The 8751-nt window shown below is 63.0% G+C and carries 9 protein-coding genes; 7 read left to right on the forward strand and 2 right to left on the reverse strand.

The window, feature by feature from the left end:
- From ABI546_RS20465 to ABI546_RS20485, 5 genes are all read left to right on the forward strand, one after another.
- A partial coding sequence (locus ABI546_RS20465) for an ABC transporter substrate-binding protein (RefSeq protein WP_348049678.1) occupies positions 1–831 on the forward strand: 831 nt, incomplete at its 5' end.
- Positions 832–847: 16 nt separating this feature from the next.
- Entirely contained in the window at positions 848–2158 is a 1311-nt protein-coding gene (locus ABI546_RS20470) for an ABC transporter substrate-binding protein (protein ID WP_348049680.1), read from the forward strand.
- Positions 2159–2187: 29 nt separating this feature from the next.
- The gene (locus ABI546_RS20475) at positions 2188–3117 is read left to right on the forward strand and encodes a branched-chain amino acid ABC transporter permease (RefSeq protein ID WP_348049682.1); all 930 of its coding nucleotides are present in this window, start codon (positions 2188–2190) and stop codon (positions 3115–3117) included.
- 139 nt (positions 3118–3256) lie between these two features.
- Positions 3257–4000: an SDR family NAD(P)-dependent oxidoreductase gene (locus ABI546_RS20480; protein ID WP_348049684.1), complete on the forward strand. Its 744-nt coding sequence runs from the start codon at positions 3257–3259 to the stop codon at positions 3998–4000.
- Between the two features lie 88 nt (positions 4001–4088).
- On the forward strand, positions 4089–4898 hold the full coding sequence (locus ABI546_RS20485) for an SDR family oxidoreductase (RefSeq protein WP_348049686.1): 810 nt from the start codon (positions 4089–4091) through the stop codon (positions 4896–4898).
- 3 nt (positions 4899–4901) lie between these two features.
- Here the strand turns inward: ABI546_RS20485 and ABI546_RS20490 are convergent, their stop codons facing one another.
- Positions 4902–6092, reverse strand: a complete 1191-nt coding sequence (locus ABI546_RS20490) for an aminotransferase class V-fold PLP-dependent enzyme (RefSeq protein ID WP_348049688.1) — start codon at positions 6090–6092, stop codon at positions 4902–4904.
- A gap of 9 nt (positions 6093–6101) precedes the next feature.
- Positions 6102–7001, reverse strand: coding sequence for a DMT family transporter (locus tag ABI546_RS20495; RefSeq protein WP_348049690.1), 900 nt, complete (start codon positions 6999–7001; stop codon positions 6102–6104).
- Positions 7002–7076: 75 nt separating this feature from the next.
- Here ABI546_RS20495 and ABI546_RS20500 point away from each other — a divergent pair, with 75 nt between their 5' ends.
- Positions 7077–7970, forward strand: a complete 894-nt coding sequence (locus ABI546_RS20500) for a LysR substrate-binding domain-containing protein (RefSeq protein WP_348049692.1) — start codon at positions 7077–7079, stop codon at positions 7968–7970.
- An 86-nt stretch (positions 7971–8056) separates the two neighbouring features.
- Positions 8057–8751 (forward strand): tripartite tricarboxylate transporter substrate binding protein (locus ABI546_RS20505; RefSeq protein ID WP_348049694.1); only part of this gene is annotated, 695 nt, incomplete at its 3' end.

Consider the following 8751-nt stretch of genomic DNA (forward strand, 5'->3'; position numbering starts at 1 on the left):
ACCAAGTTCGTCTGGGACGGCAACGGCACCAACTTCTCCAACGCCATCGTCAAGAACGCCATCAAGGCCAGCGGCAAAAACTGGGTGCTGCTGACCAATGACTATGTATGGGGCCACACCACCTCCAAGGCAACGCGCGCCATCGTGGAGGCCAACGGCGGGCGCATTGTCGAAGAGTTGCTCGTGCCGCAAAACACCCGTGATTTCTCCTCATACCTGCTCAAGCTGCAGCAGCTCAAGCCCAACGTGGTGGCCACGGCGGTGGGTGGCGACGACATCAAGGCGCTGCGCCAGCAAGTCGTGCAGCTCAAGATGAACCAGTCCATGGCGTGGATCAACAACCAGCAGGACTGGCCCGATGTTTACGGCCTGGGCGCTGAAGCCATCTTCGGCGTCTTTGGCACCACCTGGTACTGGCGCCTCGGCCTGCCCGGTGTGAAGGAGTTTGTTGCGGCCTACCAGAAGCAGTATCCGGGCATGGCGATTCGCGTGCCGGGCAATGTGTATCACAACGGCTATATGGCCACGCGTGAACTGCTGCGCTGCGTCGAAGAAGCAGGCACCACCAACAACATTGCCGTCATCAAGAAACTTGAAGGCCGCAAGATGAGCGCCGCCGACCGCCTGCAGCACTACGACGCGTGGATGGACCCCGTCACACACCAGTGCCAGCAGACCATCTACATGGCGACCTACAACGACCAGCCCGCCGAGAAAGACGACATCTTCAAGATCCTCACGCAGGCCGAGCCCAAGGACGTGCTGGACAAAGATAGCGCGGGCGCCTGCAAGCTCGAGAGCTACGACGCAACGCCCAGCTACGAAGTCTGAACCTGGCATCGCCATCATGGACTTCGATTGCAAAGCCGCCGGCGTGCGGCCCAGCCGCGGGCGGCGGCAGCTGATACGCGGGGCGGGTGCGGCTGCCATGGGCTTTTTTGGCCCTTGGGCATTGCACCGCAGCTGGGCGCAGGCCAAAAGCAAGAAGCCCTTGCTGATCGGCCTGACCACCGACGACACCGGCCAATACGCGGCCAGCGGCCAGGACGAGCAGCGCGGCATCGCCATGGCGATCCAGGAAGTCAACGAACGCGGCGGCGTGCTGGGCCGGCGTCTTGAAACCGTGCATGCCGACACCGGCGGTGACGCGGCCAAGGCAACGGCGGTGGCGCAGCGCATGATGGCCGAGGGTGAAGTCGCCTTCATGCTGGGCGGCGTGCATTCTGGCGCCGCCAACGCCATCTCGCAGGTGGCGCAGAAGGCGGGCTGCATCTACTTCAACACCAACTCCAGCTCGCCTACCGAGGCCGGCAAGGACTGTCACCGCACCAAGTTCGTCTGGGACGGCAACGGCACCAATTTTTCGACTTCGGTCGTCAAAGGCGCCATGACCGGCTTCGGGCGCAACTGGCTGTTGCTGACCAGCGACTACCTGTGGGGCCACAACACGGCCAAAGGCATTCGCAACATTGTGGAAAGCAACGGCGGCAAGATTGTGGAGGAAATTCTGGTGCCGCAGAACACGCGCGACTTTTCGGCTCAGCTGCAGAAGATCCAGAAGCTCAAGCCCGGCGTGATCGCCACGGCCGTGGGCGGAGAGGACCTGAAATACCTGCGCGACCAGGTGCGCAGCGCCGGCCTGGACCGCAGCTTTGGCTGGATCAACAACCAGGCCGACTGGCCCGACGTGTATGGCCTGGGGCGCGAGGCCATGTTCGGTATCTTCGGCACCACCTGGTACTGGGGCCTGGGCCTGCCGGGGGTGAAGGATTTTGTCGCGCGTTACCAAAAAGCCAATGCGGGTTATCGCATCAAGGTGCCGGGCAATGTGTTTTACAACGGCTACATGGCCACGCATGAGCTGTTCCGCGCGATTGAACGAGCCGGTTCCACCAACAACCTGAAGATCATCCGCGAACTGGAGAGTCTGCGGGTTCCGGCGATCCAGCGCATGCAACATGAAGACGCCTACATGAACCCGCTGACGCACCAGCTGCAGCAGAACATCTATATGGCGTCTTACAACTCCTACCCCAAGCAGCCGGACGATATCTTCCGCATCCTCGGGCGTCTCCGGCCTGACGAGGTGGAAGACAAGGACAGCGTGCAGCAATGCAAGCTCGAGTCTTACGCCGCCACACCCAGCTACGAGCCCTGACTGTTTAGCTTCCACTTTTAAAGACCGACATGGATTTTCTGCTTCAGCTTATTCCGCACCTCGTCAACGGCGTCTCGCTGGGCCTGTTGTTTGCGCTCATCGCGCTGGGCTTCATGCTCATCGTGGGGGTGATGGAAACCATCAACCTGGCGCACGGCTCGCTGTTTGCACTGGGCATGTACTTCGCGCTGTTTTTGATCGCACCGCAACTGGGCATGTTCCCAAACCTGCAGGCTTGGTACATGACGCTGCCGCTGGGCACACGTTACGGTGTGGCTCTGATTTTTGCCCCCATCTTCGTCGGCCTGTTCGGCATGTTGCTGGAGCTGTGCATGCGGCGCACCTACGGCCGCGACCCGCTCTACGGCCTGTTGTTGACCTTCGGTGCGGCGCTGGTCATCGAGGAGACCATACGCCTGGTGTGGGGCTCATCGGAAAAACAGTTGATGCTGCCCGAGGTCATCTCCGGCGCCTTCTTGATGGGCGATCTGGTCTATTCCAGATACCGCTTCTTCGCCAGCGGATTCGCCATTCTCATGATTGTGCTGCTCTGGCTGTTTTTGCAGAAGACACCTTACGGCGCCATCATCAAGGCCGGCGCGCACGACAGCGAAATGGTGCGCGCGCTGGGGATCAACCTCTCGCGTCTGCGCCTCTTTGTGTTCGGCCTGGGTGTGGCGCTGGCAGCGATTGCCGGCGTGGTCATGGCGCCCATCTGGGGCATACGCCCGCATGTGGGTGTGGACGCGGTGGTGCCGGCTTTTTTGATCATCGTGTTGGGCGGTGTCGGTTCGCTGTGGGGTGCGGTGATTGCCGGACTCATGGTCGGCATGGTGGTGGGGCTCACGGGCTCTTACGCATCCGAGTGGTCGCTCATGTCCATGTACCTGTTATTCATTGCCGTCGTGACTTTCCGGTCACGTGGCCTCTTCGGCAAGAAAAGCGTCCTCGACGCTTAGATATAGGCACACCCCCGTCTCGGCTCACTGCGTGTAGCCGGTCCCCCCTTGCAGGGGGCAACAGCTGCGGCCCGGCAAAGCCGGTTCCGCGCTGTTACTGGGTAAGTCATTCTTTGGTTCGCTATAGAAAGTTATTTGAATGAAACCGCTTGAAAATAAAGTCGCGCTGGTCACGGGCGCGGCAGGGACTATGGGCCTGGCCGTCGTCAAGGCCTTGCTCGAAGACGGCTGCAAGGTTGCGATGGTGGATGTGAACCATGAGCGAAACCGCGCGCTCGCGCACGAGTTGGGCCCGCATGCCATGCCGTTTTCGTTTGACATCAGCGACCCCAACGCGGTGAGTGATGGACACGCGCTCATCGTCAAGGCCTTCGGGCCGGTCGACATCCTGGTCAACAACGCCGGGATTTTGTCGAACAACAAAATCGAAGCCACCGAGGCCAACGAATGGCGGCGTGTGATGGGCGCCAATCTCGACGGTGCGTTCTATCTCGCGCAGCAGGTGGTGCCGGCAATGAAGTCGCGGCGCTTCGGCCGCATCATCAACACCAGCTCATTGGCGGCCAAGACCGGTGGGCTCACGGCGGGCACAGCGTATTCGGTGTCCAAGGGCGCGATGAGTTCGCTGACTTTTTCGCTGGCGCGCGAGCTCGCGCCGTTCGGTGTCACGGCCAACGCCGTCGCGCCGGCGTATGTCAAGACACCCATGATCACCGAGCAGCTCAATGAGGAGCAGCGCCAGAAGCTGCTCAAGGACATTCCGGTCGGGCGTTTCTGCGAGCCCGAGGAGTTTGCCCATGTGGTGCGTTTCCTCGCATCGCCCCTGTCGGGCTTCATCACCGGCGAGATCATTGACCTCAATGGCGGCCTGCTGATGGACTAAGGCCTGTAAACATAGTGTTAACCGGCCCCAGGAGGCAGGGAAAGCCCTTTCGTTGCCAACCCGCTTTGCGCCCACAATTTCGCCATCCATGAGCATCACACCCCAGATTGATTTCAGCGCTGCGCTTTCAGGCCTCTTCGACCTGCGCGGCAAAACCGCTTACGTGCCTGGCGGCTACGGCGGCATCGGTGAGGCCATTGTCTGGGGCCTGGCGATGGCGGGGGCGCGGGTGGCAGTGTCGGGCCGCGACGAAGCCAAGGCTGAAGCCGTGGCGTCGGCGCTGCGCGCGGCAGGGCATGAGGCCATGGGCTTGGCCATGGACGCGCATTCGGTGCCGCAGATGCAGGCCTCAGTCAACGCGGTAGCGCAGCAATGGGGCGGTCTCGACATCCTGGTGAATTGCGTCGGCATGCAGCGCGAGCAGGCCTTGCTGGAAGTGACCGAGGAAGCCTTTGATGAAGTGTTGCAGGTTAACCTTAAGGCGGCGATGTTCCTCGCGCAGGCAGCGGCCAAAAAACAGATTGAAGGCGGCAAGGGCGGCGCACAGGTGCATCTGCTGTCGGTGCGCGCACAGCTGGGCTTGCGTGGCCGTGGCTACTCGGCCTACAGCAGCAGCAAGGGCGGCCTGGTCATGCTGATTCGTCAGCATGCGAGTGAACTGGCACCGCACGGCATTACTGTCAACGGCATTGCACCTACGGTTGTACAGACCGAGATGGCGCGCCACTGGCTGGAGAATCCCCAGACGCGCAAGCAGGTGCTGGATCGCATCCCGCTGGGCCGTGTGGCTGACCCGCAGGACGTGGCGGGTGCGGCGGTATTTTTCGCGGCGCCCGCGTCGCGTTTTGTCACCGGGCAGGTGCTTTACCTGGACGGCGGCATCACCGCTTCGCAGTAGGTACTAGCGTTTGCTGGCCAGCGCCGCGACGGCATGTTGTACGCCGCCGCTGCCGATAGAAATGCCCTGCACCTGCATCGCCGCTTCCACGCCGGCCAGGCAACCGAGGATCATGGCCGGATTCATGTCGCCCAGGTGGCCGATGCGAAACGTGCGTCCTGCCAGGGGGCCCAGGCCGCCTGCAATCGCCACCTGAAACTGCTCGCGCGCGACCGTGCGCAAGGCTTCGGGATCAATGCCCGCGTTGACGGACACCGTGGTGACAGAGACCGAGCGGGCAGCCGGTTCGCGCACAAACAATTCAAGAGCTCCGCCTTCACTCCAGGCGTCGACGGCGGCTTGGACCGCACCGGCGATCAGCTGGTGGCGTGCGATGACCTCGCCTACGCCTTCATGAAAGATCAGCCCCAGTGCGGCCTCCAGACCGAAGAGCAGGCTTTGCGGCGGCGTGCCGCAAAATTTTCGATAACACAGCGGGCTTTGCCGCCTGGCCCAGTCCCAGTAAAAGCGGGGTGAAGGATTGGCGGCGGCCACCTTCATCGCAGCGGCGTCCGCGGCCACAAAAGCCAGGCCTGGCGGCACCATCAGCCCCTTTTGTGACGCGCCCAGCACGACGTTGGCGCCCACGGCGTCCATGACAAAGGGCGCCGCGCCCAGCGAAGCGACCACATCCACCACCAGCAGCGCGGGGTGCGCCGTCGCATCAAGCGCCTGCCGGACCTTGCCTGGCTCGCTGGTCATGCCGCTTGCCGTGTCGGTGTGCACGACAAACACCGCCACGATGGCGTGTGAGGTGTCGGCGCGCAAGGCCGCTTCGATCGCCTGCACGTCAATCGGGTAGCCCTCACGCCAGGGTGTGCGTATGACTTGTGCACCCATGGCCTCGGCCTGTATGGCCCAGGATTCGGAGAAGTGTCCCGTACCCGCGATCAGCACTTTTTGCCCGGGCGCCAGCAGGTTGGCAATGACCGCCTCCCAGGCGCCATGGCCATTGCAGGCATACATGAAAACGTCGGCGGTGGTTTGCAGCAGCGCCTTGAGCCCTGTTTCGCAGGCCTGGATCACGTGCTCGAGCCGGGGGTCTGCCAGGTCCATGGGCTGGCGGCGCATCGCATCCATCACCTCATCGGGCACCCGCGTGGGGCCGGGTGAATGGAGGAAGCGATGGCCGGGAATGCGTTTGTGAGGCGTCATGCGGAAAAATTATGCGCCTGCAGGCCGGCGGTTGACCAGCACGATGCCCGCTGCCACGGTGGCCAGCGCCACCAGCAGGCCGGTGGTCACGCTTTCCTTGAGCCACAGCGCACCGAACAGCAACGCGAACAGCGGGGTGAAAAACACAAACACTGAAATCTTGGTGGCCGGGTACCGGCCCAGCATCCACATCCAGAGCAGGTAGCTTGCAAAGGCGCCGATCACGGTCTGCAGCAGCAAGGAGGTGACGGCAAAGGGGCTGAAGTGCCACGACCACTGCTCGCCCAGGGACAGAGACAAGAGCGGGAACGCGGCAGCGCTGACGGCCAGCTGGTAGAAGAGCAGCTTTTCGGCGGAGATGCTGACCAGTCTGGTCGTGCGTATCACCACCGTAGTCAAGCCCCACAACATGCCGGCGGCCAGTGCCAACAGGTCGCCTCGCGCCGTCGGCTCATGGTCGCCGGTGAAGCCTTCGCGCAATGCAAATACCACCGCAGCGAAGGCGAACAGCAGGCCCACCCACTGCAGCCCGCGCAGCCGTTCGGACTTTACCCACAGCGGTACCAGCAGCGCGACCCAGAAGGGCGAGGTGTACAAAAACACCGTGAGACGGGAAGCGCTGGTGTACTGCAGACCCACGTAGATACAGGCAAACTCTGCGCCGAAGAGGGCGCCTGCCAGCAAGCCGGCTTTGAGTGAACCGTCACCGCGAAACAGCGGAATTTTTCGCCACAGACACCATAGCCACAGCAGGGCCGTGGCGCCCACCAGCCGCAGCGAAGCCTGGAACATGGGCGGGATCTCACTGATGGTGGCTTTGATCAGCACTTGCTGCAGGCCCCAGAACAGGCAGCAACCCAGCAGCAGGGACATGGCAAGGGTGTCGAGATGGGTCTTGCGTAAAGTCATTGAGAGTGATGGTAGCGGGATCGGGCGCAGGCTGCAGGCGATACCATCGCTTAATTCCCTGAACGAGGTGCTGCCATGGACCACAAATGGTTGGAAGATTTCATCGCCCTGGCACGTGAGCGCAGCTTCTCGCGCGCGGCGGAGCTGCGGCACGTGACGCAGCCGCAGTTTTCGCGCCGTGTGCGTGCACTGGAGCTGTGGGTGGGCGCCGACCTGGTCAACCGCGCTGTCGTGCCGTTGGGGCTTACGGCCGCCGGGGACGAGTTTCTGCCGGTGGCACGCCGTGCCGTCGCGAGCCTGGGCGACGTACGCGCCCGTATCCGCCATGCACAGGGCGGCCTTGACTGGGTCACGCTGGCCACCGGTCGCACGCTGTCGCGCACCACCGTGCCCGCATGGCTGGCGCGCGTCAAGCGGGGGGCCGGTGAATTCCGCCTGCGCATCCTGACGGGCTCCATCCATGAAGGCGCCACAGCGCTGGAGCAGGGCGCGGCCGACTTCCTGCTGTCCTTCACGCATCCGCGCCTGCCCATGTTGCTGGATGACCAGGCCTTCGAGGGAATGACGCTTGGCACCGACGAACTCGTGGCCGTGAGTGCGCCGCGCCCCGATGGACGGGCGCTGCACGTCCTGCCCGGCACTGCGCGAAAGCCGGTGCATGTGCTGGGCTATGCGCCAACACTGGCGCTTAGCCAGATCCTGCAAGACGGACTGAGCCGCGACCCGCGTGAGTTGTTCCTGCACACTGTGACCGAGTCCGATTTCGCCGAATCGCTGCATGAACAAGCCTTGCAAGGCGTAGGCCTGGCCTGGCTGCCGCGCGGGCTTGTGGGCGACGACCTGCGCAACGGCCGGCTTGTGGCAGCCGACCTGCAGACAGTCGCTGTGCGCTTCGAGATCCGCCTTTTTCGCAACCGTAGCCCGCGCAACGAACTGGTGCAGCGCATCTGGGCGGCCAGCGCCGCCTGAGCAAACATGCGCATGCGCCCATGCGTGATGCGCATGCGGCCTGCGGGATCGATTCATAGACTGGCTCCACCAACCAGGAGACCATCATGTCTGCAAAATCCCCATTCCATCGCGCTCACCCCGGCCGCGCCCTGCGCGCTGCCGTATTCGCCTCGCTGGCGCTGCTGGCCCTGTCGGTCGCGCAGGCCCAGACATGGCCTACGGCCAAGCCAATTTCGCTGATAGTGGGATATCCCGCCGGCGGCAGCGTCGACCTGGTCGCGCGCATCATCGCTGAGCCGCTGGGAAAGCGCCTGGGCACGCCGATCGTCATTGAAAACGTGGGCGGCGCCGGTGGAACCATAGGCGCGCAGAAAGTCGTCAGCGCCAACCCCGATGGCTATACGCTGCTGCTCGGGTCAGGCAGCGAGGTCTCGATTGCCAAGCTGTTCAATGCGGCCGTCAAATACAACGGCGAAACCGATTTGAGTCCGGTGGCGCTGATCGGCATCACGCCCATGGTCTTTGTGACCAACACCAAGACCGGCGTCAAAACCATCGAGGAAGCGATTGCCAAATCCAAACGCGAACGCAACCAGCTGAGCTTTGCCTCTTCGGGTATCGGTACGCCACTGCATGTGTCGGGCGAGCTGATTAACCTGATGGCCGGCACCACTTTTCGCCATGTGCCTTATCGCGGCGCAGGCCAGCAGCTGCAGGACCTGTTGGGCGGCAACATCGAGTTCAGTGTGTCGGTGCTGTCCTCTGCGCTGCCCCACATCGAGTCCGGCAAGATGATTCC

Origin of the sequence: Polaromonas sp. (assembly GCF_039932935.1) — a bacterium.
In the GTDB taxonomy this organism is placed as follows: domain Bacteria; phylum Pseudomonadota; class Gammaproteobacteria; order Burkholderiales; family Burkholderiaceae_C; genus Polaromonas.